This window comes from Pseudomonas mendocina, assembly GCF_003008615.1.
In the GTDB taxonomy this organism is placed as follows: domain Bacteria; phylum Pseudomonadota; class Gammaproteobacteria; order Pseudomonadales; family Pseudomonadaceae; genus Aquipseudomonas; species Aquipseudomonas mendocina_C.
Window position 1 is genome coordinate 4,725,838 of the sequence record NZ_CP027657.1, and the last position, 25,389, is coordinate 4,751,226.

At 63.7% G+C, this 25,389-nt stretch carries 24 protein-coding genes; 11 read left to right on the forward strand and 13 right to left on the reverse strand.

Annotation, left to right across the window (positions count from 1 at the left end; translation table 11 throughout):
• The first annotated feature begins 69 nt into the window (after nucleotides 1–69).
• The gene (locus C7A17_RS21855; protein ID WP_106740447.1) at nucleotides 70–570 is read left to right on the forward strand and encodes a hypothetical protein; all 501 of its coding nucleotides are present in this window, start codon (nucleotides 70–72) and stop codon (nucleotides 568–570) included.
• 41 nt (nucleotides 571–611) lie between these two features.
• Here the strand turns inward: C7A17_RS21855 and C7A17_RS21860 are convergent, their stop codons facing one another.
• The 8 genes from C7A17_RS21860 to C7A17_RS21895 all read right to left on the reverse strand — a co-directional run bounded on the left by C7A17_RS21860 (nucleotide 612) and on the right by C7A17_RS21895 (nucleotide 12,219).
• Nucleotides 612–2,438, reverse strand: coding sequence for a long-chain-acyl-CoA synthetase (locus C7A17_RS21860; RefSeq protein ID WP_106740449.1), 1,827 nt, complete (start codon nucleotides 2,436–2,438; stop codon nucleotides 612–614).
• A 290-nt stretch (nucleotides 2,439–2,728) separates the two neighbouring features.
• Nucleotides 2,729–3,553, reverse strand: a complete 825-nt coding sequence (locus C7A17_RS21865; protein ID WP_106740451.1) for an SDR family oxidoreductase — start codon at nucleotides 3,551–3,553, stop codon at nucleotides 2,729–2,731.
• A gap of 88 nt (nucleotides 3,554–3,641) precedes the next feature.
• Nucleotides 3,642–5,630 (reverse strand): acetyl/propionyl/methylcrotonyl-CoA carboxylase subunit alpha, encoded by a 1,989-nt coding sequence (locus tag C7A17_RS21870; protein WP_106740454.1) that lies wholly within the window; start codon nucleotides 5,628–5,630, stop codon nucleotides 3,642–3,644.
• Between the two features lie 85 nt (nucleotides 5,631–5,715).
• Nucleotides 5,716–6,513: an isohexenylglutaconyl-CoA hydratase gene (gene atuE, locus C7A17_RS21875; protein ID WP_106740457.1), complete on the reverse strand. Its 798-nt coding sequence runs from the start codon at nucleotides 6,511–6,513 to the stop codon at nucleotides 5,716–5,718.
• Nucleotides 6,514–6,568: 55 nt separating this feature from the next.
• Nucleotides 6,569–7,729 (reverse strand): citronellyl-CoA dehydrogenase, encoded by a 1,161-nt coding sequence (gene atuD, locus C7A17_RS21880; RefSeq protein WP_106740460.1) that lies wholly within the window; start codon nucleotides 7,727–7,729, stop codon nucleotides 6,569–6,571.
• 25 nt (nucleotides 7,730–7,754) lie between these two features.
• The gene (gene atuC / locus C7A17_RS21885) at nucleotides 7,755–9,371 is read right to left on the reverse strand and encodes a geranyl-CoA carboxylase subunit beta (protein ID WP_106740462.1); all 1,617 of its coding nucleotides are present in this window, start codon (nucleotides 9,369–9,371) and stop codon (nucleotides 7,755–7,757) included.
• Nucleotides 9,372–9,375: 4 nt separating this feature from the next.
• Complete coding sequence (locus C7A17_RS21890) at nucleotides 9,376–10,245, reverse strand: SDR family oxidoreductase (RefSeq protein WP_106740465.1); 870 nt, start codon at nucleotides 10,243–10,245, stop codon at nucleotides 9,376–9,378.
• 186 nt (nucleotides 10,246–10,431) lie between these two features.
• Nucleotides 10,432–12,219: an acyclic terpene utilization AtuA family protein gene (locus C7A17_RS21895; RefSeq protein WP_106740468.1), complete on the reverse strand. Its 1,788-nt coding sequence runs from the start codon at nucleotides 12,217–12,219 to the stop codon at nucleotides 10,432–10,434.
• A gap of 221 nt (nucleotides 12,220–12,440) precedes the next feature.
• On the opposite strand from C7A17_RS21895, the gene C7A17_RS21900 reads away from it, so the two are divergent.
• Nucleotides 12,441–13,064, forward strand: coding sequence for a TetR/AcrR family transcriptional regulator (locus C7A17_RS21900; protein ID WP_106740470.1), 624 nt, complete (start codon nucleotides 12,441–12,443; stop codon nucleotides 13,062–13,064).
• Nucleotides 13,065–13,251: 187 nt separating this feature from the next.
• On the forward strand, nucleotides 13,252–14,070 hold the full coding sequence (locus C7A17_RS21905; RefSeq protein ID WP_199796354.1) for a type 2 periplasmic-binding domain-containing protein: 819 nt from the start codon (nucleotides 13,252–13,254) through the stop codon (nucleotides 14,068–14,070).
• On the opposite strand, the gene C7A17_RS21910 is transcribed toward C7A17_RS21905, so the two are convergent.
• The 4 genes from C7A17_RS21910 to C7A17_RS21925 form a co-directional block, all read right to left on the reverse strand.
• The gene (locus tag C7A17_RS21910) at nucleotides 14,021–14,779 is read right to left on the reverse strand and encodes a CPBP family intramembrane glutamic endopeptidase (RefSeq protein WP_106740472.1); all 759 of its coding nucleotides are present in this window, start codon (nucleotides 14,777–14,779) and stop codon (nucleotides 14,021–14,023) included. The two genes, C7A17_RS21905 and C7A17_RS21910, sit on opposite strands and share 50 nt — an antisense overlap.
• Before the next feature lie 68 nt (nucleotides 14,780–14,847).
• A complete protein-coding gene (locus C7A17_RS21915) occupies nucleotides 14,848–15,015 on the reverse strand; it encodes a DUF2897 family protein (protein WP_106740475.1) in 168 nt (55 codons plus the stop codon).
• A 55-nt stretch (nucleotides 15,016–15,070) separates the two neighbouring features.
• Complete coding sequence (eutC, locus tag C7A17_RS21920; RefSeq protein ID WP_106740478.1) at nucleotides 15,071–15,835, reverse strand: ethanolamine ammonia-lyase subunit EutC; 765 nt, start codon at nucleotides 15,833–15,835, stop codon at nucleotides 15,071–15,073.
• Nucleotides 15,835–17,229 (reverse strand): ethanolamine ammonia-lyase subunit EutB, encoded by a 1,395-nt coding sequence (locus tag C7A17_RS21925; protein WP_106740481.1) that lies wholly within the window; start codon nucleotides 17,227–17,229, stop codon nucleotides 15,835–15,837. Before C7A17_RS21925 ends, eutC begins: the two co-directional genes overlap by 1 nt.
• 243 nt (nucleotides 17,230–17,472) lie before the next feature.
• Between C7A17_RS21925 and C7A17_RS21930 the strand changes: the two genes are divergently transcribed.
• From C7A17_RS21930 to C7A17_RS21965, 8 genes are all read left to right on the forward strand, one after another.
• A complete protein-coding gene (locus C7A17_RS21930) occupies nucleotides 17,473–18,774 on the forward strand; it encodes a sensor histidine kinase (RefSeq protein WP_106740484.1) in 1,302 nt (433 codons plus the stop codon).
• A 1-nt stretch (nucleotide 18,775) separates the two neighbouring features.
• A complete protein-coding gene (locus C7A17_RS21935; protein ID WP_106740486.1) occupies nucleotides 18,776–19,690 on the forward strand; it encodes a response regulator in 915 nt (304 codons plus the stop codon).
• Between the two features lie 151 nt (nucleotides 19,691–19,841).
• Nucleotides 19,842–20,543 carry an orotidine-5'-phosphate decarboxylase gene (gene pyrF / locus C7A17_RS21940; protein ID WP_199796355.1) on the forward strand — a complete coding sequence of 234 codons (702 nt, stop codon included), beginning with the start codon at nucleotides 19,842–19,844 and terminating at the stop codon, nucleotides 20,541–20,543.
• 351 nt (nucleotides 20,544–20,894) lie between these two features.
• On the forward strand, nucleotides 20,895–21,656 hold the full coding sequence (locus C7A17_RS21945; RefSeq protein ID WP_106740491.1) for an SDR family oxidoreductase: 762 nt from the start codon (nucleotides 20,895–20,897) through the stop codon (nucleotides 21,654–21,656).
• 170 nt (nucleotides 21,657–21,826) lie between these two features.
• Nucleotides 21,827–22,726, forward strand: coding sequence for a bile acid:sodium symporter family protein (locus C7A17_RS21950; RefSeq protein ID WP_106740497.1), 900 nt, complete (start codon nucleotides 21,827–21,829; stop codon nucleotides 22,724–22,726).
• Nucleotides 22,727–22,876: 150 nt separating this feature from the next.
• Nucleotides 22,877–23,467, forward strand: coding sequence for a TetR/AcrR family transcriptional regulator (locus C7A17_RS21955; protein ID WP_106743102.1), 591 nt, complete (start codon nucleotides 22,877–22,879; stop codon nucleotides 23,465–23,467).
• 9 nt (nucleotides 23,468–23,476) lie between these two features.
• Nucleotides 23,477–23,956: a nuclear transport factor 2 family protein gene (locus tag C7A17_RS21960; RefSeq protein WP_106740500.1), complete on the forward strand. Its 480-nt coding sequence runs from the start codon at nucleotides 23,477–23,479 to the stop codon at nucleotides 23,954–23,956.
• A gap of 68 nt (nucleotides 23,957–24,024) precedes the next feature.
• Entirely contained in the window at nucleotides 24,025–24,936 is a 912-nt protein-coding gene (locus C7A17_RS21965; RefSeq protein WP_106740502.1) for a LysR family transcriptional regulator, read from the forward strand.
• Nucleotides 24,937–24,942: 6 nt separating this feature from the next.
• On the opposite strand, the gene C7A17_RS21970 is transcribed toward C7A17_RS21965, so the two are convergent.
• A complete protein-coding gene (locus C7A17_RS21970) occupies nucleotides 24,943–25,221 on the reverse strand; it encodes a peptidylprolyl isomerase (RefSeq protein ID WP_031302901.1) in 279 nt (92 codons plus the stop codon).
• Nucleotides 25,222–25,389 lie beyond the last annotated feature (168 nt).

Genomic DNA, 25,389 nt, shown 5'->3' on the forward strand with positions numbered 1-25,389 from the left:
AAGTCGGCTTGTCAGGCGCGCCCAGGCGGAGGAGCATGGGCGCGTTACTGATCGAGCTACCCTTGTCCCATGATACGTAAGTCCATTCTCCTCTTGCTGTGCCTGGGTTGGCTGAGCGCCTGTGAGCGTGAGCCAGAGCCCGTTGCGCAGCAACCTGAGGCAAAGCCGGCAGTGGCTGCAGCACCTGAGCCTGCACCCGTTGCCGAGGTCGCCAAGCCTGAGCCTGTCGAACCCGCGCCGCCTGCCAAGGTGGTCGAAAGCAAACCCGTGCCCCCCGCCAAACCGCCTGTCGCCGCCAAGCCCAAGCCTGCTGCAGTGCCACAGCCCAAGCCAGCGGAGCCCGAACCGAAACTGGCGCTGGATTTGAGCGTGCCGCAGGAGTTGTTCGAGCAGGCGCTGGAAAGCGAAACCCGCGAGGATCTGGCGCCGGTGTTGCCGCCGCTGTTTGGTGAGAAACCCGAAGTCCAGAGCCCGTTCCAGATCAGCGGTCGGCTGATCAGCAACGAGCGTGTGGACGACTACTGGGATTCCATCGAAGGTGCTGAGCTGCAGTTCGAGTTCAAGCAGTAGCCGGAGCGGCGCACCCTGACCAGGGCGTGGCCCCAGGCTGCTTAGAATCGGTAGTGTTGCTGCTCGATGGCTGCATGGGTTTCGTGACTCAGCGGCTGGAAGCTGTCCGCGCCGGGCAGGCGCACGTAGAGCGGGCCATCGACCTGGCTCGGGTCATAGCTGGCCTGCTTCAGATCGGTCTTCTTGTATTTGAAGGTGCCGGTGGTCTCGACTTCGCCGAGCAGACGAACGAATAACGGCGCGGCGTAGGCGGGCAGTTCGGCATCGAGGTGGGCGGCCAGCGCTGCGCCATCCAGCACGCAACCTGACGCCAGGCGTAGCGCGGCCATGCCGCAGCGGCCATTGGTGCCGGGAATCTCCACGCCGTAGACCACGGCATCCTCCACACCGGGGAAGGCGCCGAGCACGTTTTCCACTTCGGTAGTGGAGACGTTCTCGCCTTTCCAGCGGAAGGTATCGCCGAGGCGGTCGACGAACTGCGCATGCTTGCAGCCGATGTCGCGCATCAGGTCGCCGGTGTTGAACCAGGCGTCGCCCTTCTTGAACACGTCACGCAGGATCGCCGCCTCGCTCTTGGCCGGATCGGTGTAGCCATCGAACGGCCATTTGGCGCTGATCTCGCTGATCAGCAGGCCGGCTTCGCCCTTGTCGGCCTTCTGCAGGAAGCCGTTGCTGCCACGCACGGGGCGGTCGTTCTCCAGGTCGTAGCGGACGATGGCGTAGGTGGCTGGGGTGTAGCCGACGGTATTGTCGAAGTTGAAGACGTTGGTGAAGCCGATGTTGCCTTCGCTGGAGGCATAGAACTCGGTGATCTGCTCGACGCCGAAGCGTTGCTTGAACTCGGCCCAGATCGAGGGGCGCAGCCCGTTGCCGATCATGCAGCGCAGGCTGTTACCTCGTTCTGCTGGATGTACGGGCTGGTTGAGCAGATAGCGGCACAGTTCGCCGATGTAGCCGAAGCAAGTGGCCTGGTAGCGCGCCACGTCGCTCCAGAAGGCGCTGGCAGAGAACTTGCGGCGTAGGGCGATGGCCGCGCCGCCGGCCAGCACCGCGCTCCAGCACACAGTGACGGCGTTGTTGTGGTAGCAGGGCAGGGTGAGGTAGAGCACGTCGCGTTCGTTCAGCGTCAGGCCGGAATGACCGAAGCCGCCATAGGCCTTGATCCACTTGCCATGGCTCATGATCGAGGCCTTGGGCAGGCCGGTGGTGCCGGAGGTGTAGATCAGAAAACAAGCGTCCTTCATGCGCACGCTCAGGCTGTCCGGCGGGTTGTCCTCGGCCTGGCCGCTGGCGATCTGCATGAGGTTGAGCCAGCCATCTGGCGCCTGGCCGGGATCACGCAGGCAATCCTGGTCGGCGATCCAGTAGCGGCACGCCTGCGGGTTGTGAAGTTGTGCCGCGATTTCGTCGAAGGCGTCGCGCAGTTCGTCACCGATGACCAGAAAGCCGGGCTTTACCAGATTGAAGCTATGCGCCAGTACCTTGCCGCGCTGGGTGGTGTTGATCAGGGCGCCGACCGCACCGAGCTTACTCAGCGCGGCGAGGATCGTCAGCAGTTCCAGGCGGTTCTCCAGCATTACCGCGACCACGTCGCCATGGCCGACACCTTCGGCCTTGAACGTCCAGGCCAGTCGGTTGGCCCAGGCATTGAACGTGCGATAACTGAGCTGGCGGTGTTCATCCATCAGCGCCGGACGCTCGGGGTGGCGTTCGGCGGTGCGCTGCAGCGCCCAGGCCAGTGACAGATTCTTCTCGCGGTTGCGGATGCCGGCGTAGTAAAGGCCACGCAGCATGCGCGGCACACGCGGCAGGTGTTGCGGCAGGTGGGCCAGGAAGCGGAAGGGCGAAATCAGATCGGCTTGGCTCATAGGGCTCGCACGTGGGCTGTTATGAATTGGAGGCGAGTCATGACTGTAGTCAGCCCAGCGCGCACCAGCCATGGCTCTGGTGCGCTCCTCGGCGGGCAGATCGGCAAATAGCCTTGCCGCTCGTAGGGGGCGCTGTGCGCACCGAACCAGGCACAAATCCCAATGTTGTCTCGGTACGCGCCGCGCACCCTACGGGTCAAGGCGCCCCGTAGCCCGCATGAAATCCGGGGAGATCCGCGCATGGGATCCCCGGATTGCATCCGGGCTATGAAGCCAATGCATCCGAGACTTCAATCGACGAACAGATCAGGCACCAGGCTGCCGCCGGCGGGATCGAAGCGGTATTGCTCGAAGTCAGTGACGCCCTGTTCACGCAGGATGTCCTCGTCGATCAGCAGGCGCCCGGTGATGCTGCGGCCCTGGCTGGCGAGGATCGCATGGGCTGCGTCGGCCATGATCGCCGGGATGCGCGCGCGCTTGAAGGCGTCGCGGCTGCCCAGCTCGAACTCGATGGCGGCGGTGGCGATCATGGTCTTCGGCCACAGCGAGTTGACGCTGATGCCGTACTTCTTGAACTCCTCGCTCATGCCCAGGGTGAGCATGCTCATGCCGTACTTGGTGACGGTGTAGGGGCCGTGCTGGGCGAACCACTTGGCGTCTAGGTTGAGCGGTGGGGAGAGGTTGAGGATATGCCCGCCCGCGCTCTTCTTCAGATAGGGCAGGGCCGCCTGGCTGCAGACCATCACCGCGCGGGTGTTGATCTGGTACATCAGGTCGAAACGCTTGGGTTCGAGCTTCTCCACACCTACCAGCTTGATCGCGCCTGCGTTGTTGACCAGCGCGTCGATGCCGCCGAAATGCTCGGCGGCCTGGGCCATGGCGGCTGCCACAGCCTGTTCGTCGCGCACGTCCAGTTGCAGGGCCAGGGCCTTGCCGCCTGCGGCTTCGACCTCGGCGGCGACGCTGAAGATGGTGCCTTCCAGTTTCGGGTGGGGCTCGGCGCTCTTGGCTGCGATTACGATGTTGGCGCCATCGGCGGCGGCCTTGAGGGCGATCTCGCGGCCGATGCCACGGCTGGCGCCAGTGATGAACAGGGTCTTGCCGGAAAGTGACATGGGCGTGCTCCGGTATTGTTGTTATGAGGGAAGAGGGACTCTAATTGTGAGTTTCCGTCGCGGCTAAAGCCCCTCCCACAGCGATATTTCAGGCCCCTACAGCTTCGATTTCCACCAGCAACTGGCGATTCTTCACCTGGTCGCCCTGGCTTACGCCGACGCGGCGAACGATGCCGTCGACGCCAGCCTTGAGCGGGTGCTCCATCTTCATCGCTTCCAGCACCACCAGCAGTTGTCCCTTGCTCACGCTGGCACCCTCGGCGATCAGTACGTCGACGATGGCGCCATCCATCGGTGCCTTCACCGCGCCGCTGCTGGCGGCGTTCTGGCCGCCGGCCGGCTCGTGGGTGACATCGACCAGTTCCAGGTTACCGTGCTCACCATACAGCCACAGGTGCTCGCCTTCGATGTGGTAGGCCTGGCGGCGGCGCACGCCGTCTAGTTCCAGGGTCAGCCAACGACCGTCGCTGGCCAGCAGGCGTAGGGACAGCTGTTCTTCGCCCCGACGCACGCAAAGGTGCGCTTGGGCGCCGCTGGCGAGCACGTCCAGCTCCACGGCGTGCTTGTGTTCGCCCTGCTTGAGGACGAAACGCCAAGGCGCACTGCCAGCGCTGCGCCAGCCGGACAGGCCGGGCTGGTGCGCACGGGCGTCGGCCGAAACCTGGTAGAGCAGGGCAGCGGCCATGGCCAGCTCGGCCAGGCTGGCGGTATGCGGATGCAGGCTGGGGTCATCTGCGAAATGCTCGGCGATGAACGCCGTGGTGGCGTTGCCGGCAGCGAACTCCGGGTTCTTGAGCAGGTTGGCGAGGAAGCGCTGGTTGCCGTTGACGCCGAGCAGCACGCATTGCTCGACGGCGCGTACCAGCTTGCGCCGGGCTTCGTCGCGGGTTTCGCCGTAGGCGATGACCTTGGCCAGCATCGGATCGTAGAAGGGGGTGACGGCCTGGCCTTCGACCAGGCCGTGGTCGATGCGCACGCCGGCCAGCAGTTCGGGCTCCCAACGAAGCACCTGGCCGGTTTGCGGCAGGAAACCGGCGGCTGAGTCCTCGGCGTACAGGCGCACCTCCATGGCGTGGCCGGTGAGGCGAATGTCGTCCTGCTGCAGCGGCAGGGGCTGGCCCTCGGCAACGCGAATCTGCCAGGCCACCAGATCCTGCCCGGTGATCAGCTCGGTGACCGGATGCTCGACCTGCAGGCGCGTGTTCATTTCCAGGAAGAAGAACTCGCCGCTGGCGTCGAGCAGAAATTCCACGGTGCCGGCGCCGACGTAGCTCACCGAGGCTGCAGCCTTGACCGCCGCCTCGCCCATTGCGCGGCGCAGCTCGGGCGTCATCACCGGGCAGGGCGCTTCCTCGACCACCTTCTGGTGACGACGCTGCACCGAGCAGTCGCGCTCGCCGAGGTAGACGATAGTGCCGTGCTGATCGCCAAAGACCTGGATTTCCACGTGGCGAGGGCGGATCACCGCGCGTTCGAGGATCAGCTCGCCGGAGCCGAAGGCGTTCTGCGCTTCGGAACGGGCGGTGCGGATCTGCCCCAGCAGCTCGGAGGACTCATGCACCAGACGCATGCCGCGACCACCGCCACCGGCGCTGGCCTTGATCATCAGCGGATAGCCGATGCGTTCGGCTTCGCTGGCCAGGGTTTCGTCATCCTGGGCGGCGCCCTCAAAGCCGGGAATGCAGGGCACGCCGGCTTCGAGCATGGCTATCTTCGACAGGCGCTTGCTGCCCATCAGGTGGATGGCTTCCACGGTCGGGCCGATAAAGACGATGCCGGCGGCTTCACAGGCGCGGGCGAAATCGGCGTTCTCGGAGAGAAAACCATAGCCGGGGTGGATGGCGTCGGCGCCGGTCTTGCGTGCGGCTTCGATGATGGCGTCGATGCGCAGGTAGGACTGGTTGACCTGGGCCGGGCCGATGCACATGGCTTCGTCGGCGATCTGCACATGGCGGGCGTCGGCATCGGCCTCGGAGTACACGGCCACGGTGCGGTAGCCGAGCTCGATGGCGGTGCGCATCACCCGGCAGGCGATCTCGCCGCGGTTGGCGATCAGGATCTTGTTGAATGCGGGCATCTTTGTGCTCCTGTGGGGCGCTCCCCGGATTGCATCCGGGCTACGGTCTATTTGTTCCCTCTCCCGCAGCGGGAGAGGGGAGCTACTACTGGGCCCACTTGGGCTTGCGTTTCTGCACGAAAGCCATGGTGCCCTCGGCGCCCTCTGCACCGGTCACGGCGGCGGCGAACTGCTCAGCCGCGCGGTCGAGCAGCGGGCCGAGTGCTTCGCGTTCGCTGGCCAGCAGCAGTGCCTTGGTCTGCGCGTTAGCCTGTGGCGCACATTGGCGAATCTGCTCCAGGGTTTCGTCCAGGCGCTGCTGCAGTGCAGCTTCATCGTGCTCGCAGTAGTGCACCAGACCCAGGCGCAGGGCCTCGGTACCGTCGAAACGGGCAGCGGTCAGGGCCAGGCGGCGTGCCTGGGTCAGACCGATGCGGTGCACGACGAAGGGGGCGATCTGCGCCGGGAGGATGCCCAGCGTGGTTTCCGGCAGGCCGAACTTGGCGCCGCTGGCAGCGATGGCCACGTCGGATACGCAGGCCAGGCCGAAGCCGCCACCCAGTACGGCACCTTCCAGCACGGCCACCAGTACCTGCGGCGCGGCCTGGGCTTCTTCCAGCAGCGCACCGAAGGCGCGGTTCAGCTCGCGGTAAGCATCGCCACCCTTGACACGCGCACCGGCCATGTCCTTGATATCGCCGCCGGCGCAGAAGTGGCCGCCGGCTCCGCGCAGAACGAGGGCACGCACGCTCGGATCATGGCGCACGGCCTCCAGGGTGGCGCGCAGCTCGCCGACCATGGCCAGGCTCATGGCGTTGCGGCTGTCCGGTCGGTTGAGGGTGATGTGCAGCACGCCACCGACGACGTTCAGCAGCAGGGTTTCGCAGTGGGGCAGATCGTTCATCGCATAGCCTCGATGTAGGGCGGGTGAAACCCGCCGCAACGGTATGAGTGGCGGGTCAGCCTTTCTTTTTCCCTGGGAGAATGCCCATCAGCTTGCAGATGATGCCGAGCATGATTTCGTCGGCGCCGCCGCCGATGCTGACCAGGCGCACGTCGCGGTAGGCGCGCGACACCGGGTTGTCCCACATGAAGCCCATGCCGCCCCAGTACTGCAGGCAGGCGTCGGACACCTCGCGACCCAGGCGCCCGGCCTTGAGCTTGGCCATTGACGCCAGCTTGGTCACGTCGCGGCCTTTCACGTACTGCTCGGTTGCCTGGTAGACCAGTGCGCGCAGGCACTCGATCTCGGTCTGCAGTTCGGCCAGGCGGAAGTGGATGACCTGGTTGTCGATCAGCGGTTGGCCGAAGGTGTGGCGCTGCTTGCAGTAGTCGATGGTGGTGTCGACGCAATGCTCCAGGCCCTTGATCATGTTGGCCGCGCCGAACAGGCGTTCTTCCTGGAACTGCAGCATCTGCATCATGAAACCGGCGCCTTCGTGGCCGATGCGATAGCGCTGCGGCACGCGTACGTTGTCGAAGAACACCTGGGCGGTCTCGGAGCTGCGCATGCCTAGCTTGTCCAGGTGCGGGCTGACGCTGACGCCTGGGGTCTTCATCGGCACCACGATCAGCGACTTGTTGACGTGCGGCTTGTCGTCGCTGGTGTTGGCCAGCAGGCAGATGAAGTCGGCCGACGGCGAGTTGGTGATCCACATCTTGCTACCGTTGATCACGTAGTCGTCGCCGTCCTTGCGCGCAGTGGTCTTCAGGCCCGCCACGTCGGAGCCGGCGCCAACTTCGGAGACGCCGATGCAGCCAACCATCTCGCCGCTGATGGCCGGGCGCAGAAATTCTTCGCGCAGCTCATCGGAGCCGAAGCGGGCCAGGGCAGGGGTGCACATGTCGGTCTGCACGCCGATGGACATCGGGATGCCGCCGCAATGGATGGTGCCGAACTCTTCGGCTGCGACGATGGAGTAGCTGTAGTCCAGGCCCATGCCGCCGAATTTCTCCGGCTTGGAGATGCCCAGCAGGCCCAGTTCGCCGGCTTTCTTGAAAATGTCATGGATGGGGAAGCGGCCTTCCTTTTCCCACTCATCGACGTGCGGGTTGATTTCCTTGTCGACGAAGTTGCGGACGGTGCGGCGGAGTTCTTCGTGTTCCTGGGTGAAGATCATTGTTGTTGTGCTCCGATGATGAGGGTCAGAAACGGGCGACGCCGAAACGGTTGGATTTCAGAGGCCGCAGATTGGCTTCGGCGCAGATGTCCAGCAAAAAGCCCAGCAGCTTGCGCGTATCACGTGGGTCGATCAGGCCGTCATCCCACAGGCTGGCGGTGCCATAGAGGGCGGTGGACTGGCTGTCGAGTTTCTGCGCAGTGACTTGCTCGAGCATGTCGAGCATTTTCGGATCGGCTTCCTTGCCTTCCTTGGCGTGCTTGTCCTCGGTGACGATGCGCAGCACCTTGCCGGCCTGGGCACCGCCCATCACGGCGGTGCGGCTGTTGGGCCAGGCGAAGATGAAGCGTGGGTCGAGGCCACGGCCGCACATGGCGTAGTTGCCGGCGCCGTAGGAGCCACCAACGACGATGGTGAGCTTGGGCACGGTGGCGTTGGCCACGGCCTGGATCATCTTCGAGCCGTGCTTGATCACGCCGTTCTGTTCCGATTCCGTCCCGACCATAAAGCCGGTGGTGTTGTGGAAGAACAGGATCGGTGTGTTGCTCTGCTCGCACAGCTGGATGAACTGCGCCGCCTTGGCCGCACCCTGCGGGGTGATCGGGCCGTTGTTGCCGATGAAACCGCAGGCCTGACCTTCGATCTGCAGGTGGCCGCAGACGGTCTGGCTGTCGAACTCGTTCTTGAAGTCGAGGAACTCCGAGCCATCGGCGATGCGCGCGATGATCTCGCGTACGTCGTAGGGCTTCTTGGCGTCGGCTGGCACCAGGCCGAGCAGCTCCTCGGCCGGGTACAGCGGCTCGCGCCAGCTTTTCGCCGGGCGCGCCGGCAACTGTTGATTCCATGGCAGCATGCCCAGGATCTCGCGCGCCAGGCGTACACCGTCGGCGTCGTTCTCGGCCAGGTACTCGGCGGTGCCGGCGACCTGAGCGTGCATCTCGGCGCCGCCGAGTTGCTCGTCGGTGGCGATCTCGCCGGTGGCGGCTTTCAGCAGAGGCGGGCCGGCGAGGAACATCTTGGCCTTGCCGCGTACCACTACCACGTAGTCCGACAGGCCAGGCTGGTAGGCCCCGCCAGCGGTGCTGGAACCATGCACCACGGTGACCTGCGGCAGGCCCATGGCGGACATGCGTGCCTGGTTGGCGAAGCCGCGTGCACCTTCGACGAAGATGTCGGCGGCATAGTTGAGGTTGGCGCCGCCGCTCTCGGCCAGGGTCACCACCGGCAGCTTGTTCTCGACGGCGATCTGCTGCAGGCGCAGGGACTTCTTCAGTCCGGTGGGGGAGATGGTGCCGCCCTTGATCGCGCTGTTGTTGGCGAGCACCAGGCAGCGAATGCCGGCGATGTAGCCGATGCCGGCGATGATTCCACCACCGGCTTGGCTGCCATCCTTGTCGTCGTGCAGCTTGTAGCCGGCCAGCGAGGACAGCTCGAGGAAGGGCGCGCCGGCATCGAGCAACAGGTTGATGCGTTCACGCGGTAGCAACTGGCCACGCTTCTCGAACTTGGCCTTGGCTTCCTGCGCCTTGTCGAGCACCTTTTGTTCGACGTCGCGGAAGGTCGCGATGGCTGCCAGCATGGCTTCGCGGTTCTGCGCGAAGGCTTCGCCATGGACATCGATTTCCGATTGGATCACGGGCATCGCCTTACTCCTGATCTTTCAGTACGTTGGGCACGTAGGCCCGGTGGAAACCGTTGTAGGACTCGCTGTTTTTCGCCTTGCCCAGCGTCCAGGCGCGGGTGCCCTGGCTGGCGGCACCATCGATGCGAATGGAGTTGCCGCTGATGAAGTTGGCGCCGGGACTGAGCAGGAAGACGATCGCCGCAGCCACCTCGGACTCGGTGCCGATGCGTTGCAACGGCACGTGATCCTTGAGGTTGCGGATCATGTTCTTCATCGACTCGGGGTAGGTGTCCATGCCGCTGGAGGCGATCCAGCCCGGCGCTACGGCATTGACCCGCACACCGGCGTGGCCCCACTCGTAGGCGGCGGTCTTGGTGAAGTTCTCCATGCCGGCCCGCGCCGCCCCCGAATGGCCCATGCCGGGCATGCCGCCCCACATGTCGGCGAGCATGTTGACGATGCTGCCGCCGTGCTTGCTCATGCTCTGCAGGAAGACTTCCTTGGCCACCAGAAATCCGCCCACCAGGTTGGTGCGTACCACGGCCTCGAAGCCTTTCTGGTTGATGCCGATCAGCGGTGCGGGGAACTGGCCGCCGGCGTTGTTCACAAGCTGATGGATGCGCCCGTGCTCCCTGATCACCGCGCCGACCATGGCCTTCACGGCTTCTTCGTCACGGATGTCGCAAACCTGGAAGCTGGCGCTGCCGCCGTCCTCGGTGATCTCGGTGCAGGTCTTCTCCAGCTTTTCCTGCTTGCGCCCGACCAGCACCACATGGGCGCCGAGGTGGGCCAGTTCGTGGGCCACGCAGCGACCGATGCCGCTGCCACCACCGGTGACCAGGATGGTCTGTTCATTGAACAGGCCAGGTTTGAATACGGAGTCGTAGCTCATTGTTCTTGTTGTCCTTCTCGGTTCCGTTGGAGCGGCTGGGCGGCATTCCGCTTTAGCCGCGATGCTTTTGTCTAAGCCCAATCGCGGCTGAAGCCGCTCCTACAAGATGTAGGGTGGAAAACCGTGGAGCGTTTTCCACCAGAAGCCGGTGGATGGATGAAGCGTCATCCACCCTACGATTAGCATCTACAGCGCTTCAGCCAGCGCTCTTGGTACTGGCACTGGAAATTCCAGCAACTGCTGAGCGAAAGCCTTGCCCTGCGGGTCGATGCGCAGGCTGGCGACGCCGCCGCCGCCCAGCGCGTTTTCCAGCAGGAAGTTGAGGCTGTGGCTGCCCGGCAGATACCAGCGGCTGACGCGGCCCTGCTCGGCATCCAGGGTATGCGCCATCCAGTTGGCCACGGCTTCGGGCGTCAGCGCAGCAGCGATCCATGCCAGGTATTCGGGCTTTCTGGCCATCACACCGATGTTGCTGTGGTTGCCCTTGTCGCCGGAGCGGGCCACGGCCAGGCGGATCAGGGGTACGGCGGAGTCGGCTTCACCCATTGGCACGGGCAGAGCGGCCGGTGCACGAAGCTGGGCTGGGTCGAAGGTATCGATCTGGGGCAGGGCGACCGGCTGGCGCTCACCGTTGATTTCGACGCTCAGGGCGCAGGCACTCTTGTCCACCAGGAAGCTGAACAGGCGGATCACCGGGTAGACGGTGGGGCGGCCGCCGACAATGCCGGTCAGGCCCGGAGCCATGCCGGTGGCGGCCTGGGCGATCTCGCGGGAGAACAGGATCAGCGCCTCCTTCTTGGCATGCCGTGCGGCGATCTTCACCACCACTTCGCGGCTGTATTTGCGGTGAGCATGGACGCCATAAGTGGCTTCGCTGCCGAGCAGCTCGACGCTGACTTCCTGGTAACGGCCCCAGCCGCGCTCGGCGAACAGCTCTTCGGTCTTCTTGATGATCGCCTCGCTGACCCGTTCGGCCTTGGCCACGGCATCGATACCGGCGAGCAGGAAGCTGGCGGTGCAGCGGAAACCGTCCGGATGGGTGGCACTGACCTTGTACTGGTCGGTGGGCGGCAGGCCGCGTGCGCCCTGCAGCTGCACGCGGTTGTCGCCGGCCTGGCTCAGCTCGACCTGGGTGAAGTCGCAGATCACGTCCGGCAGCAGATAGGCGCGCGGATCGCCGATCTCGTAGAGCATCTGCTCGCCAACGGTAAAAGGCGTGACCAAGCCGCCGGAACCATCCGGCTTGGTCACGACGAAACGGCCATCGTCTTCGACTTCGACGATGGGGAAGCCGATGTGCTCGTAGTCCGGCACGTCGCGCCAGTCGGTGAAGTTGCCACCGGTGCACTGCGCGCCGCATTCGATGATGTGTCCGGCCAGCGCGGCCTGGGCCAGCTTGTCGTAGTCGCTCCAGGCCCAGCCGAACTCGTGCACCAGAGCGGCGCTGACTACGGCGCTGTCGACCACGCGGCCGGTGATGACGATGTCGGCGCCCTGTTCCAGCGCGGCGACGATGCCCGGCGCGCCCAGGTAAGCGTTGACCGAGACGCAGAAGGGCGGCAATGCGGCGCCAGTGAACATCTCGCGGGTGCCGGCCTTGACCAGCTCGCCGAGCTTGGGTTGCAGGTTGTCACCGTGCAGCACGGCGATCTTCAGGTTCACCCCGGCCTGCTCGCAGGCGGCGCTCAGAGCCGCAGCGCAGGCCATCGGATTAACCCCGCCGGCGTTGCTGATGACGCGGGTTTTCTTCGCCGCCAGTTCGCCGAGCAGAGGCGCGAGCACTTCGACGAAGTCGCGGGCATAGCCATCATCCGGCTTCTTCATGCGGGCGCCGGCCATGATCGACATGGTGATCTCGGCCAGGTAGTCGAACACCAGGTAATCCAGTTCGGCGCCGCGAACCAGTTGAGCGGCAGCGGTGGAGGTGTCGCCCCAGAAAGCGGAGGCGCAGCCGATGCGTACGGTTTTGGTCATTGGAATTGGCCCGTCACACATTTGAGAAGGTGAGCTCACACTACCAAGCAAGCGCTTGGTTGAAAAGTGGCAAAACACGACAAACTGGCCAAAAGTGCGGCCAAGCGCTTGCTTGGTTCATCCGCCAGGCATAAATTTCACCAACAACGACAAGCACTTGCTGGCAGTTGCTCGAATTACGGGTAACTGCGGGCAAGGCCAAGAAATGGGGAGAAGCCAGCGTGGATGAACAAAATGCCCAGGCGGTGATGCAGGCGCTGGTCGGCAGCGGCCAGCTCACCGACCCGGAGAGCGCACGCGGCAAGCTGCTGCAGATGGCGGCCCACCTGTTCCGCAGCAAGGGCTACGAGCGCACCACGGTGCGTGACCTGGCCAGCGCCATCGGCATCCAGTCGGGCAGCATCTTTCACCACTTCAAGAGCAAGGACGAGATCCTGCGTGCGGTGATGGAGGAAACCATCGTCTATAACACCGCGCTGATGCGCGCTGATCTTGCTGCAGCCAAGGGCACGCGTGAGCGCCTGCTGGCGTTGATTCGCTGCGAGCTGCAATCGATCATGGGCGGTACCGGTGAGGCCATGGCGGTGTTGGTTTACGAATGGCGATCGCTGTCGACACAGGGCCAAGCTCAGGTATTGGCGTTGCGAGACACTTACGAGCAGATCTGGCTGCAGGTGCTGGCCGAAGCCCGTGATGCGGGGTACTTCAAGGGCGATCCGTTCATTCAGCGCCGTTTCCTTACCGGCGCTCTGAGCTGGAGCACTACCTGGTTCCGTCCGGAAGGGCCGATGAGCCTGGATCAACTGGCCGAGGAAGCGTTGTCGCTGGTGTGCAAGGGCGCTTGAGCAAGCGAGTCGCCAGCGGTTCCGTGGCGCTTGGATGACGCCATTTTTCGGGCACCATGGTAATGGCGTGGGTTGTCGTCAGACGCGGTCTGGAAAGCGACATGAGACTGAAAAACCATCTAGTCGGTCAGGGTAAGACTGGAGTAGGCTGCTTCGCACTAGAAGAAGGATTTTTTGGGGGTGCGAGATGCGGCATTGGGGGTGCTGGAATCATGGATGGCTGGCCGCTATCTGCTTGCTGTCGACCGGCTTGCTGTATGCCGCAGAAGTTGTCCGAGTTGGCGGTGCACACTTTCCGCCCTATGTGATCAAGTCCAATCTGAACGAGTCCAGTGGACTGCTGCCGCAGTTGCTCGATTCACTCAATCAGGCGCAAGACGACTACCACTTCACCATGTTGCCCACCGCTATAGTGCGTCGCTTCAGCGATCTGCAACGTGGGCGCATCGACATGGCCATCTTCGAAAACCCGAAATGGGGCTGGCAGGGAATCGACGTAGCCGCTGTCGACATGGGCCTGGAGGACGCCGAGTTGTTCGTCGCGCGTGACGAGCAAGGGCGCGACCAGGGCTATTTCGAACGGGTACAGGGTAAGCGCCTGGCACTGTACCGCGGTTATCACTACGGGTTTGCGGGTTTCAACAGTGACCCCGAATACCTGACCCAAACCTTCAATGCCAACCTTGGCCATTCGCATGACAGCAATCTGCTGATGGTGCTGCGCGGGCGTGCCGATGTCGCTCTGGTCACGCGCTCCAATCTCTATGACTTCATCAAGCGCAATCGTGAGCATGCTCGCGCGTTGCTGATTTCCGAGCGGGCCGACCAGGTCTATCGTCATCACGCGATGATTCGTACCGGTGCGCCGATCACTCCCGAGCGTTTCGCCGAGCTGCTAGAAGACCTTCGGCTCAAAGGCGAGCTGGCGCGAATTTTTTCGCCTTATCGCATCGCAGTCATGCCAGTCGTAGCGGATAACTCAACAGCGATAGATGTAGAAGATTGACCGCGCCATGCAACGCGACCGCCAGGCTCAGGCAGCCGCTGTAGTGAAAGACCAGGCCATAACCCAGGCCTGCGAGGGTCGCCAGCATGGCGAACAATGGGCTGAAGGGCAGGTGTACCGCACCGAAGATTGCAGCCGTCAGCAACAGCCCTGGCCAAGACCCTAAGCGCTGCACCAGAGCCGGCTGCAATACGCCGCGAAACAGAAGTTCCTCGGCCAGCACGGCCACGCCCAGATTCACCAGCAACCACAGCAGCAGGCCTTCCGGCCATTTCGGTTGCCAGGCCACCAGCCCTACTGCGATTGCCAGCACCGGCACCGCCAGCAAGGTCAGTAAGCAGACCCACAATGCACGTGCTGGAGAAATGACCGGTCTGGAGGGCTGCCCCAGCCACCAGGCCAGCAGCGCCGTGCCGAGCAGCAACTTGTCCCAGGACAGACGCAACGCATAGGGCGGTGCGTCAGGGCTGATCTGGCGTGGTTGCCATAGAGTCCAGGGGCTGAAGCCAGGTAGCAAGTGGGCCACCAGTGTGACGCCAGCTACAAGCACCAGCGCTTGCCACAGCCAGGTCGGCAGGCGCTGTTCGCCAAACAGGATCAGGACGCAGGCACCTGTACCAAGCAACAGACCGATTGGCTGGATAAAACCCAAGGCATGACCCAGCGCCAGGGTGAAGGCCGGTAGCAGCAGTCGCAGATGCAGGGGCATGGCGCCTCCTCAGGAGAAGGAGGCGCAGTCTAGCAGGCTGTCAGAGTAGAGATGACGCACAGGACGAATCAGCGTTCTTGGCTGTCCTTAGCGTCCTGTTCGACGTTGCGCTCGTGGATACGCTTGAGCTGTTCCTCGGTCAGCGGCAGTTTCTTGGCTGTATCGCGCAGCATCAGCAGGCTGCCGAGGATGGAGCCCAAGGCCAGGATCAGGATGAGCCAGGCGTACCAGGGCATGATCGATTCCTCTTGCGGGTAGGGACTTCCACCATACCCGCTCGCAACCGGCTTGTCAGGCCGGTTGCGAGCGCACCGGCTGCAGGTTGCTGTCGTCCTTGAGCGACACGCAGCTGAGTTGCAGGCGCAACGCCTGGCGGGTGAGGTAGTCGAGCTTGTGCGCCGCCAGCGCGTAGGGCAGCCCCTCGGGGCGCACGTTGGAGATGCAGTTGCGCGCGCTGTCCGGGCAGGCGATCCGCGGCGCGTAGGTCAGGTACAGGCCGAGACTGTCCGGTGAGGTCAGGCCTGGGCGTTCGCCGATCATCACGATCACCAGGCGTGCGCGTAGCGCCTCGGCGATGCCGTCGCCGATGGCGACACGGCCCTGTTCGGCGAGTACTACCGGGGTGTTGGCCCAGTCGGTGTCGAAGTGCGCCCGGAAGGCTTGCAGCAGGGGCAGGGCATGACGTTGCACGGCAATGGCCGAGAGGCCGTCGGCCAGCACGATCACCAGTTCCGGCGCCGGTGCTTCCTGCAGCAGCCGCTGGCGACATTCTTCGTGCAGTTGCCGACCATGATCCGGGCGTAGCAGGTAGGCCTGACGATCCTCGGCGTTGCTGCGCACCTGCAGGGAGCGAAAACCAGCATTCTGCAACTGGGTCTGCAGCTCGGCGAAGTCCAGCGGGCGGTGCACGGCGTCGCGTGCCTGAGCATGGGCCAGGCCGAATTTCAGCACCTCGGTGGTAGGCAGGCTGCAGCCGACCCGACCAAGGGCGATGCGTGCCGACGTATGCGCGCGCAGTTCGTCCCAGGGATTGTGCTGGATCAGGTCGTTGGCCATCAGGCGGCTCCCGAGATATGTGGCAACTGCTTGAGCAGGTGGTGACCACGACCGATATCGCGCAGTCGGCCTCCCGGCTCGGTGATGGCCATGCGCGCCAGCCAGGCGTCGAATTCCGGTGCGCGTTTGAGGCCCAGCACGCTGCGCAGGTACAGCGCGTCGTGGAACGAGGTGCTCTGGTAGTTGAGCATGATGTCGTCGGCACCGGGGATGCCCATGATGAAGTTGATGCCCGCCGCACCGAGCAGGGTGAGCAGGTTGTCCATGTCGTCCTGATCGGCTTCGGCGTGGTTGGTGTAGCAGACGTCGCAGCCCATCGGCAGACCGAGCAACTTGGCGCAGAAGTGATCCTCCAGCCCGGCGCGAGTGATCTGCTTGCCGTCGTAGAGATATTCCGGTCCGATGAAGCCGACCACGGTATTGACCAGCAGCGGTCGGAATTCGCGGGCCACGGCGTAGGCGCGAGCTTCGCAGGTCTGCTGGTCGACGCCATGGTGACCGCCGGCCGAGAGTGCGCTGCCCTGGCCGGTTTCGAAGTACATGACGTTGTCGCCGAGCGTGCCACGGCTCAGTGATAGCGCCGCCTCGTGCGCCTCGCGAAGGATCGCCAGGGATACGCCGAAACCGGTATTGGTAGCCTCGGTGCCAGCGATGGACTGGAACACCAGATCGATTGGTGCGCCGGCTTCGATGGCCTGGATCTGCGTGGTGACATGAGTCAGCACGCAGCTCTGCATGGGGATTTCGAAGTGCTGGCGTACCTCGTCCATCATCTGCCACAGACGCATCAGCGTCGGCAGCGAGTCGCTGGCCGGGTTGATGCCCACCACGGCGTCGCCGGAGCCGTAAAGCAGGCCGTCGAGCATGCTCGCGGCGATGCCGCGCACGTCGTCGGTGGGGTGGTTGGGCTGCAGGCGCACGGCGAGGTGGCCGGGCAGGCCCAGGGTGTTGCGGAAACGGCTGACTACCTGACATTTGCGCGCCACCAGAATCAGATCCTGATTGCGCATCAGCTTGCTCACCGCGGCGACCATTTCCGGTATCAGGCCAGCGGCAACGGCAGTAAGCCGGGCGCTATCGGTCTTTTCCAGCAGCAGCCAGTCGCGCAGGTCGCCCACGGTCAGGTGACTGATCGGGGCGAAAGCGGCAGCGTCATGACGATCGATGATCAGGCGGGTGACTTCGTCCTGCTCGTAAGGGATCAGCGCCTCTTCGAGAAAACGCTTGAGCGGCACCTCGGCCAGGGCCAGTTTGGCGGCCATACGTTCTTCATAGGTAGCGGCGGCGAGTCCGGCCAGATAGTCACCGGAGCGAGCAGGACTGGCCTTGGCCAGCAGCGTCTTGAGGTCGGCGAAACGGTAGATGAGATCACCGATGGTGGTCTGGTAGGACATGGCTGCAGCCCATGTTGAGAAGGATGAGTTTGGCGACGTCCTTTTCCGTGCAGCGCCCATGCCAGGCTGGGCAAGTGGCGTCTGTATGGGCGTTCAGCGACAACGGCAGTATAGAAGTCGATCCACGCTGGTGCGCGATGCGCTGAGTTGCACCGGGCTGATTCGCGCGGGGAGGGTTGTCACATGATGGCAACCTGGCACTGTTTGAATGGCGACTTTCCGATCACAGGGAGAGACCGCCCCATGAGCCGTGCCAGCGCTCTGCAGTCCCTGCTTCGAGCGGTCACGCCGCTGACGCCGCAAATGAGCATCAGCGAAGTGGCGGATCGTTTGCTCACACCCGAACATAAGGCCTTTCTGTCGCTGCCGGTGGTGGATGCCGGTGGCCAGCCTCTCGGTCTGGTCAGCCGTACACGTTTGCAGGACATCTTCATGCAGCGTTTCGGCCGCGACCTGCGGGGCCGCCATCCGGTCAGTGAAGTGATGAACAGCGAGCCGCTTATCGTCAGCCTGGAGGCCGACCTGGAAGCAGCGGCCAAGCAGGTCACCGGACAGCTGCAATACCCCATCACCGAGGACTTCATCCTGGTCGACGGGCAGGGTCGCTATTGCGGCCTGGGCACTGTACTCGACCTGCTCAAGGCCATGGAAGCGCGCATCGCCCAGCGCAATCGCGTGCTGCGCCAGGCGCTGGTGGATCTCAAGGAGTCGCAGACGCAGTTGCTGCAGTCCGAGAAGATGGCCTCCCTGGGGCAGATGGTCGCCGGTGTCGCCCACGAGCTGAACACGCCACTGGGGTACGTGAAGAACAACGTGCAGTTACTGCGAGAGTTGAGCGAGCCACTGTTCGACCTGGCGGCGGCGCAGGCCCGGTTGGGGCAGTGCCTGAACGACCCGGTCTGTGATCAAGCGCGTCTCGGCGAAGCCCTGCAGGCCGCCGAGCTGGCGCGTCAGCAAGCCGCTCCGGAGTTGCTGGCCGAAGACCTGCAGCAGCTCTACGGTGACACCCTGTATGGCCTCGAGCAGATCGCCGAGCTGGTCGTGGGGCTCAAGGATTTTGCCCGGGTCGACCGCGCCCTGAGCGAGGAGATCGACCTCAACGACTGCATTCGCAGCGCCTTGTTGATCGCCCGCAACCACCTCAAGGATAAGGTCGAGGTGATCCAACAACTCGGTGAGCTGCCGCGCATCGCCTGCGCGCCGTCGCAGATCAATCAGGTGTTGCTCAATCTGTTGACCAACGCGGCGCAGGCCATCGATGTGGCCGGGCGGATTCAGATCCGCAGCTGGGCGGACGAGCAGGGCATTCACATCTCTTTGCAGGACAACGGTCGTGGCATGCCCGCACAGGTCATGGCGAAGATCTTCGATCCGTTCTTCACCACCAAGCCAGTCGGGCAGGGCACCGGTCTGGGCCTGTCCATCAGCTACAGGATCGTTCGCGACCACGGCGGCCAGATCCGCGTCGCCTCCGAGCCTGGCCGCGGTACGCGCTTTCTCGTCAGCCTGCCGTTGCCTGCCGCCATCATGAAAAGGAGCGCCTGAAATGACTGCCCCCATCCGCATTCTGTTCGTCGATGACGAGGAGCGCATTCTGCGCAGCCTTGCCATGCAGTTTCGTCGCCAGTACCAGGTGCTGACCGAGAGTGACCCGCTGCGTGCGTTGCAAAGACTGCGCGAGGAGCCGGTGCATATCCTCGTCAGCGACCAGCGTATGCCCCTGATGAGCGGATCGCAGTTGCTCGCCCAGGCCCGGGAAATCGCTCCGGATACTCTGCGCATTCTGTTGACCGGCTATTCCGATCTGGATGCTGCCGTGGACGCGCTCAATAGCGGTGGCATCTTCCGTTATCTGACCAAGCCCTGGGATCAGCAGGAGATGGCGTTCACCCTGCGCCAGGCTGCCGAAATGGCCGCGCGGCATACGCCCCAGGCCAGCGCTCTGATGAGCAGCGCATTGGCCGCACCGTTGTCCGTATTGTTGCTCGACGACGACGCGGACACCCAGGCAGTGGTCGACGAGTTCTGCGTGGCTGGCGGGCACCAGTTGCTGCGTGCGCGCAATCTGGCCGAAGCCATGCTGCAGCTCAACAATGAGGCGGTGGATATTCTGGTCAGTGACCTGAAGCTCGCAGGCGAAGACACCGCGCCGTTGCTCAAGAGCCTGGCGCAAGCTCATCCGCGCCTGCTCAGCCTGGTGGTGACGCCGTTCCGCGACACCCAGGCCTTGCTGCGTCTGGTCAACGAGGCGCAGATCTTTCGCTACCTGCCCAAACCGGTGCGTCGCGGCCTGTTCGAGAAGGGCCTGAAGGCCGCTGCCGAACAGGCGCTGATCTGGCGTGCACAGCCGCAACAGGTCGTGACCCGCCTGGCCGAGGTGCCGCGAGATGAGCGCGAGCAGGAGAAGGTCGGCAGCCTGCTGGGGATGCTCGGGCGGTTGCGTGAGCGGTTGATCGCCTGAGAGTCAGCGAGGTAGCCCGGATGAAGTCCGGGATCATCTGCCGCGAAACTGCCGCGGATTTCATCCGGGCTACAGGCGGGCGGTTCATCCCAGCGCCGGGTGGCTTTGCGTTACAATGCGCGGCGTTTTTATCCTGTTTGAGACCCGCCCAATGTCCGCCTGCCAGACCCCGATCATCGTTGCCCTCGACTTTCCCAGCCGCGAAGCCGCTCTGCGCCTGGCCGACCAGCTCGATCCGGCGCTGTGTCGGGTCAAGGTCGGCAAGGAGCTGTTCACCCGTAGCGGCCCGCAAGTGGTCGAAGCGTTGCAGACCAAGGGTTTCGAGCTGTTTCTCGACCTGAAATTTCACGACATTCCCAATACCACCGCCATGGCGGTCAAGGCTGCTGCCGAGCTGGGCGTGTGGATGGTCAACGTGCACTGTTCCGGCGGCCTGCGGATGATGGCGGCGTGCCGTAACGAACTGGACAAGCTCGCAGGCGCCAAACCGCTGTTGATCGGCGTGACGGTGCTGACCAGCATGGAGCAGCAGGATCTGGCCGGCATCGGCCTGGAAGTGCCGCCGCAGGAGCAGGTGCTGCGCCTGGCCGGCCTGGCTGCGGATGCCGGGCTCGATGGCCTGGTCTGCTCCGCACAGGAGGCTCAGGCACTGAAGGTTGCCCAGCCGCGCCTGCAACTGGTGACGCCAGGTATTCGTCCGACCGGCAGCAGCGCGGACGATCAGAAGCGCATCCTCACCCCACGCCAGGCGCTGGATGCGGGCTCCGATTATTTGGTGATCGGTCGCCCGATCAGCCAGGCTGCCGACCCGGCCCAGGCGCTGGCTGCCGTGGTCGCCGAACTGCGCGGCTGAAACGGGCGGGGTAAGGGCAGGATGCGTCGCTGGTGGGATCGGCAGTCAACTGACGATTTTTCGCAGGGTGGGTTAGTCGCTTTTCACCGTGGCAAGCGGCTGGCGTTACCCGCTACGGCGTCCCCGTAGGCTGTAGCTTGCCTGGTTGCTTGAAGCCCTCGCGTATCCCTGAGACGCCGTCGTTGGTGCGCACGGCGCACCCTACAGATGTTGGCCGCGGTAGATATTCAGCTCCGTTTCATCACCAATTCGCATGACCTCGCACTCCAAACCCTGATAGTGCTGCTCGCCGGCTGCACGGCTGGCTAGACTCCTCGCAACTTCAATAAGAATCACTGCGAGGAAGCAGACATGAGTTTGACGTTTTCCGGGCAGGTCGCCCTGGTCACTGGCGGTGCTGCCGGTATTGGTCGTGCTGCGGCTCTGGCTTTCGCAGCAGAAGGGCTCAAGGTCGTGGTGTCCGATGTCGACAGCGCTGGCGGTGAAGGCACCGTCGAGCTGATTCGCGCTGCTGGCGGTGATGCGCATTTCGTGCGCTGCGACGTGACCCGTGACGCCGATGTGCAGGCGCTGATGGCCGGCACCATGGCTGCCTATGGTCGCCTGGACTACGCCTTCAACAACGCCGGTATCGAGATCGAGAAGGGCAAGCTGGCAGACGGCAGCGAAGCCGAGTTCGACGCCATCATGGGCGTCAACGTCAAAGGCGTCTGGCTGTGCATGAAGCACCAGATCCCGTTGCTGCTGGCTCAGGGTGGCGGCGCCATCGTCAATACCGCCTCGGTGGCCGGCCTCGGCGCGGCGCCGAAAATGAGCATCTACGCGGCCTCCAAGCACGCAGTGATCGGCCTGACCAAGTCGGCGGCAATCGAATACGCCAAGAAGAAGGTACGGGTCAACGCGGTGTGCCCGGCGGTGATCGACACCGATATGTTCCGCCGCGCCTATGAGGCCGATCCGAAGAAGGCTGAATTCGCCGCCGCCATGCACCCGGTCGGGCGTATCGGCAAGGTCGAGGAAATCGCCGCCGCCGTGTTGTACCTGTGCAGCGATCACGCGGCCTTTACCACTGGCCAGGCATTGGCGGTGGACGGTGGCGCCACCGCGATATAAACGCTTGTAGCTGGGTGCTGCAGGGCTCTAGCTTGCGGTTTTCGTGACCTCTCGGTCACTCGCATTTTGTTACAAGTGTGTCCCGATTCTGGCGCGCGAAGCCACTATCGCTAGCGTGACGGGTTACGCAGAATCGGCTGCAGGTCCCTACCTAGACAGAGAACAACAAGATGACCGCAAGCCTTCTGAGCACCGTTTTCCTTCCCCTGGCGCTGGGCATCATCATGCTCGGTCTCGGGCTTTCCCTGACCCTGGCGGATTTCACCCGCGTGGTGAAATACCCCAAACCGGTGATGATTGGTCTCGGCTGCCAGATCCTGCTGCTGCCGCTGGCCTGCTTCTTCCTGGTCAAGGGGTTCCAGCTGGAGGCGGCGCTGGCCGTCGGCATGATGCTGCTGGCAGCCTCGCCGGGCGGCACCACGGCCAACCTCTACAGCCACCTGGCGCATGGCGACGTGGCGCTGAACATCACCCTGACGGCGGTCAATTCGGTGATTGCCATCCTCACCATGCCGCTGATCGTCAACCTGTCGCTGATGTACTTCATGGACGGCGATCAGGCCATTCCGCTGCAGTTCGCCAAGGTCGTCCAGGTGTTCGCCATCGTGCTGGGGCCGGTGGCCATCGGCATGTGGATTCGCAGCCGCTTCTCCAGCTTCGCGGCACGCATGGAGAAGCCGGTGAAGATCATCTCCGCGTTGTTCCTGGCGCTGATCGTGCTGTTGGCGGTGGTCAAGGATTGGCAGACCTTCGTCGATTACGCGCCACTGGTGGGCCTGGCAGCGCTGAGCTTCAATCTGCTCAGCCTGGGCGTCGGTTATTTCGTGCCGCGCCTGCTCAAGCTCTCGCAACGCCAGGCGGTGGCCATCGGCATGGAGATCGGCATCCACAACGGCACCCTGGCCATCGCCCTGGCGCTGAGCCCGATGCTGCTGAACAACCCGACCATGGCCATTCCGGCGGCGATCTACAGCATCATCATGTTCTTCACCGCAGGCATCTTTGGCTGGTGGGTGAATCGTGTGCATGGTGCTTCGCTGGCCCGTGAAGAGGCGGCCGAGCAGGGCTGAGGCGCTCGCGACATTCCAAGCTGCACGAATGGCCCGGACTTGATCCGGGCTATTTTTTTCTACCGCTCGTCATGATCCGCAAAAAAGATTTGCCACTGGAGAATGATCGTTCTACCTTATTGAGAACGATCATTCTCAAGGGCGATGCTCATGTTCGACGATCAATCCACCGAACTCAGACTGCTGCAGGCCACCGAGAGCCTGGTGTACGCCGGAGGCATCAATGCCACTGGTATGGATGCCATCGTCAAGGCCTCGGGTGTGGCGCGAAAGAGCATCTACCGTCTCTATCCGACCAAGGAGGCTCTGGTAGCGGCTGCGCTGCGTGCCCGCGATGAACGCTGGATGAACTGGTTCATCGACGGAACCGGCGAGGGCGCGCCAGGTGAGCGCCTGCTGGCGGTGTTTCCACTGCTGCGCAGGTGGTTCGCTTCGCCTGATTTCCACGGCTGCGCCTTCATCAATGCGGCAGGCGAGATCGGTGATCCCGACAGCGAAATCCGCGCGGTCTCCCTGCTGCACAAGCAACGCTTGCTGGCCTATCTGCAGGAACTGACCGCTGCCTGCGGCTTTGCCGAGCCTGAACAAATGGCCGCGCAGTTTCTCCTGCTGATCGATGGCGCCACGGCCGTGGCCATGGTCACTGGCCAGGTCGAGGCGGCCGATAGCGCTGCCCGAACCGCACAACTGCTCCTGCAAACCCTGTCGCCCAATGATGGGCTCAATCCCCCGCAAGCCTGAGGTGTCGTCATGTCGTTCAATCCTGAAATCCGCCCCCCACTGCCGCCGTTCACGCGTGAGAGTGCCATCGAGAAAGTCCGCCTGGCCGAAGATGGCTGGAACAGCCGTGATGCCGCCAAGGTCGCCCTGGCCTACAGCCTGGACACGCGCTGGCGCAACCGTGCCGAGTTCGCCAACGGCCGTGATCAGGCGCGTGGGTTCCTCGAGCGCAAATGGGCCAAGGAGCTGGAGTACCGCCTGATCAAGGAACTCTGGGCGTTCACCGACAACCGCATCGCCGTGCGCTATGCCTACGAGTGGCGCGACGACTCCGGCAACTGGTTCCGTTCCTACGGCAACGAGAATTGGGAGTTCGGCGCCGATGGTCTGATGGTCAATCGCTACGCCTGCATCAACGACCTGCCCATCAAGGAGTCCGAGCGCAAGTTCCGCTGGCCGCTGGGGCGCCGTCCTGACGATCATCCGGGCTTGTCCGACCTCGGGCTCTGATCCGGGCTATATGGGCACGGACGTTGCTGCTTTAATGCGCCAACCAATCTGTGCTCCGAGGCCTCTGGATGAATCGCAACGACCTGCGCCGCGTCGATCTGAACCTGCTGGTGATCTTCGAGACGCTGATGTTCGAGAAGAACCTGACCCGTGCGGCCGAGAAGCTGTTTCTCGGTCAGCCCGCGGTCAGTGCGGCGTTGGCTCGTTTGCGTGATCTGTTCGATGACCCGCTGCTGGTGCGCAATGGCCGGACGTTCGAACCGACGGCGCGAGCGCTGGCGATTCTCAAGGAACTGCAGCCGGCGATGGATACCATCTCCGGCGCTGTCAGCCGGGCGCGTGAGTTCAACCCGGCGACCAACCGCGACACCTTCCGCATCGGCCTCTCGGACGATGCCGAGTTTGGCCTGTTCCCGGCACTGCTCAACCAGATTCGCGAAGAAGCACCGGAGGTGGTGATCGTCGTGCGGCGGGTCAATTTCCTGCTGATGTCGTCGATGCTGGCCTCGGGGGAAATCTCCGTCGGCGTCAGCTATACCACCGAGCTGCCGGCCAATGCCAAGCGCCGCAAGCTGCGCGAGATGAAGGTCAAGGTGCTGCGCGGCGACGACCGGCCTGGGCCGTTGACACTGGATGAGTACTGCTCGCGTCCCCATGCGCTGGTGTCGTTCTCGGGCGATCTGTGCGGCAACATCGACAACGACCTGGCGCGTCTGAACCGTTCGCGTCGCGTGGTGTTGGCGGTGCCGCAGTTCAGTGGCTTGCGCTCGATCATCGCCGGTACCGAAATGCTTGCCACGGTTCCGGATTTCGCGGCGGCAGCGTTGATCGAAGGCACCCGTCTGCGTGCGGACGACCCGCCATTCGAGTTGGTCAACTCGGATCTGTCGATGGTCTGGAGTGGGGTGACCGACAACGATCCTGCCGAGCGTTGGCTACGGGGCAAGATCGTCGAGCACATGGGCGAGCCAGGCGTCTGAGGCCGTTCAGTCGCGGTAGAACACCTGGATCAGGTGATAGCCGAACTGGGTCTTCACCGGGCCATGCACTTCACGCAGTGGCTTCTTGAAAATTACCTGATCGACCGCCCGCACCATTTGGCCGGGACGCACTTCACCGAGGTCGCCGCCTTTCTTGCCGGAGGGGCAGGTGGAGTACTTGCGCGCCAGGACGTCGAAGGCCTCGCCAGCGGCAATGCGCTTCTTCAGCGCAGCGGCCTCCGCTTCGGTCTTGACCAGGATGTGGCGGGCCATTGCCTTTGCCATTGATGGATTCCTCATTTTTGCTGGGGCGCTATTGTGCCAGCAATCGTTGCGCCAGCAGAATGGCGCCAAATTTACGGTTATGCATTGCCTGCGATGTCGGCAGAAACGGTCGGGAGCGATTCTCGACTCGTCTGCAGCGACCCCTCGGGGTCGCTCGGGATGGCAGGC

Bases quoted from the DNA above. Each gene is read 5' to 3' on its own strand.
- C7A17_RS21965 (WP_106740502.1), top strand. From the start codon at position 24,025: ATGAATCGCAACGACCTGCGCCGCGTCGATCTGAACCTGCTGGTGATC.
- C7A17_RS21930 (WP_106740484.1), top strand. From the start codon at position 17,473: ATGAGCCGTGCCAGCGCTCTGCAGTCCCTGCTTCGAGCGGTCACGCCG.
- C7A17_RS21950 (WP_106740497.1), top strand. From the start codon at position 21,827: ATGACCGCAAGCCTTCTGAGCACCGTTTTCCTTCCCCTGGCGCTGGGC.
- C7A17_RS21970 (WP_031302901.1), bottom strand. From the start codon at position 25,221: ATGGCAAAGGCAATGGCCCGCCACATCCTGGTCAAGACCGAAGCGGAG.
- C7A17_RS21935 (WP_106740486.1), top strand. From the start codon at position 18,776: ATGACTGCCCCCATCCGCATTCTGTTCGTCGATGACGAGGAGCGCATT.
- C7A17_RS21870 (WP_106740454.1), bottom strand. From the start codon at position 5,630: ATGCCCGCATTCAACAAGATCCTGATCGCCAACCGCGGCGAGATCGCC.
- C7A17_RS21925 (WP_106740481.1), bottom strand. From the start codon at position 17,229: ATGTCCTACCAGACCACCATCGGTGATCTCATCTACCGTTTCGCCGAC.
- atuE (WP_106740457.1), bottom strand. From the start codon at position 6,513: ATGAACGATCTGCCCCACTGCGAAACCCTGCTGCTGAACGTCGTCGGT.
- C7A17_RS21865 (WP_106740451.1), bottom strand. From the start codon at position 3,553: ATGTCACTTTCCGGCAAGACCCTGTTCATCACTGGCGCCAGCCGTGGC.
- eutC (WP_106740478.1), bottom strand. From the start codon at position 15,835: ATGGCCAACGACCTGATCCAGCACAATCCCTGGGACGAACTGCGCGCG.
- C7A17_RS21960 (WP_106740500.1), top strand. From the start codon at position 23,477: ATGTCGTTCAATCCTGAAATCCGCCCCCCACTGCCGCCGTTCACGCGT.
- C7A17_RS21895 (WP_106740468.1), bottom strand. From the start codon at position 12,219: ATGACCAAAACCGTACGCATCGGCTGCGCCTCCGCTTTCTGGGGCGAC.
- atuD (WP_106740460.1), bottom strand. From the start codon at position 7,729: ATGATCTTCACCCAGGAACACGAAGAACTCCGCCGCACCGTCCGCAAC.
- C7A17_RS21945 (WP_106740491.1), top strand. From the start codon at position 20,895: ATGAGTTTGACGTTTTCCGGGCAGGTCGCCCTGGTCACTGGCGGTGCT.
- pyrF (WP_199796355.1), top strand. From the start codon at position 19,842: ATGTCCGCCTGCCAGACCCCGATCATCGTTGCCCTCGACTTTCCCAGC.
- C7A17_RS21915 (WP_106740475.1), bottom strand. From the start codon at position 15,015: ATGCCCTGGTACGCCTGGCTCATCCTGATCCTGGCCTTGGGCTCCATC.
- C7A17_RS21855 (WP_106740447.1), top strand. From the start codon at position 70: ATGATACGTAAGTCCATTCTCCTCTTGCTGTGCCTGGGTTGGCTGAGC.
- C7A17_RS21910 (WP_106740472.1), bottom strand. From the start codon at position 14,779: ATGCCCCTGCATCTGCGACTGCTGCTACCGGCCTTCACCCTGGCGCTG.
- C7A17_RS21955 (WP_106743102.1), top strand. From the start codon at position 22,877: ATGTTCGACGATCAATCCACCGAACTCAGACTGCTGCAGGCCACCGAG.
- atuC (WP_106740462.1), bottom strand. From the start codon at position 9,371: ATGCCCGTGATCCAATCGGAAATCGATGTCCATGGCGAAGCCTTCGCG.
- C7A17_RS21890 (WP_106740465.1), bottom strand. From the start codon at position 10,245: ATGAGCTACGACTCCGTATTCAAACCTGGCCTGTTCAATGAACAGACC.
- C7A17_RS21905 (WP_199796354.1), top strand. From the start codon at position 13,252: ATGCGGCATTGGGGGTGCTGGAATCATGGATGGCTGGCCGCTATCTGC.
- C7A17_RS21860 (WP_106740449.1), bottom strand. From the start codon at position 2,438: ATGAGCCAAGCCGATCTGATTTCGCCCTTCCGCTTCCTGGCCCACCTG.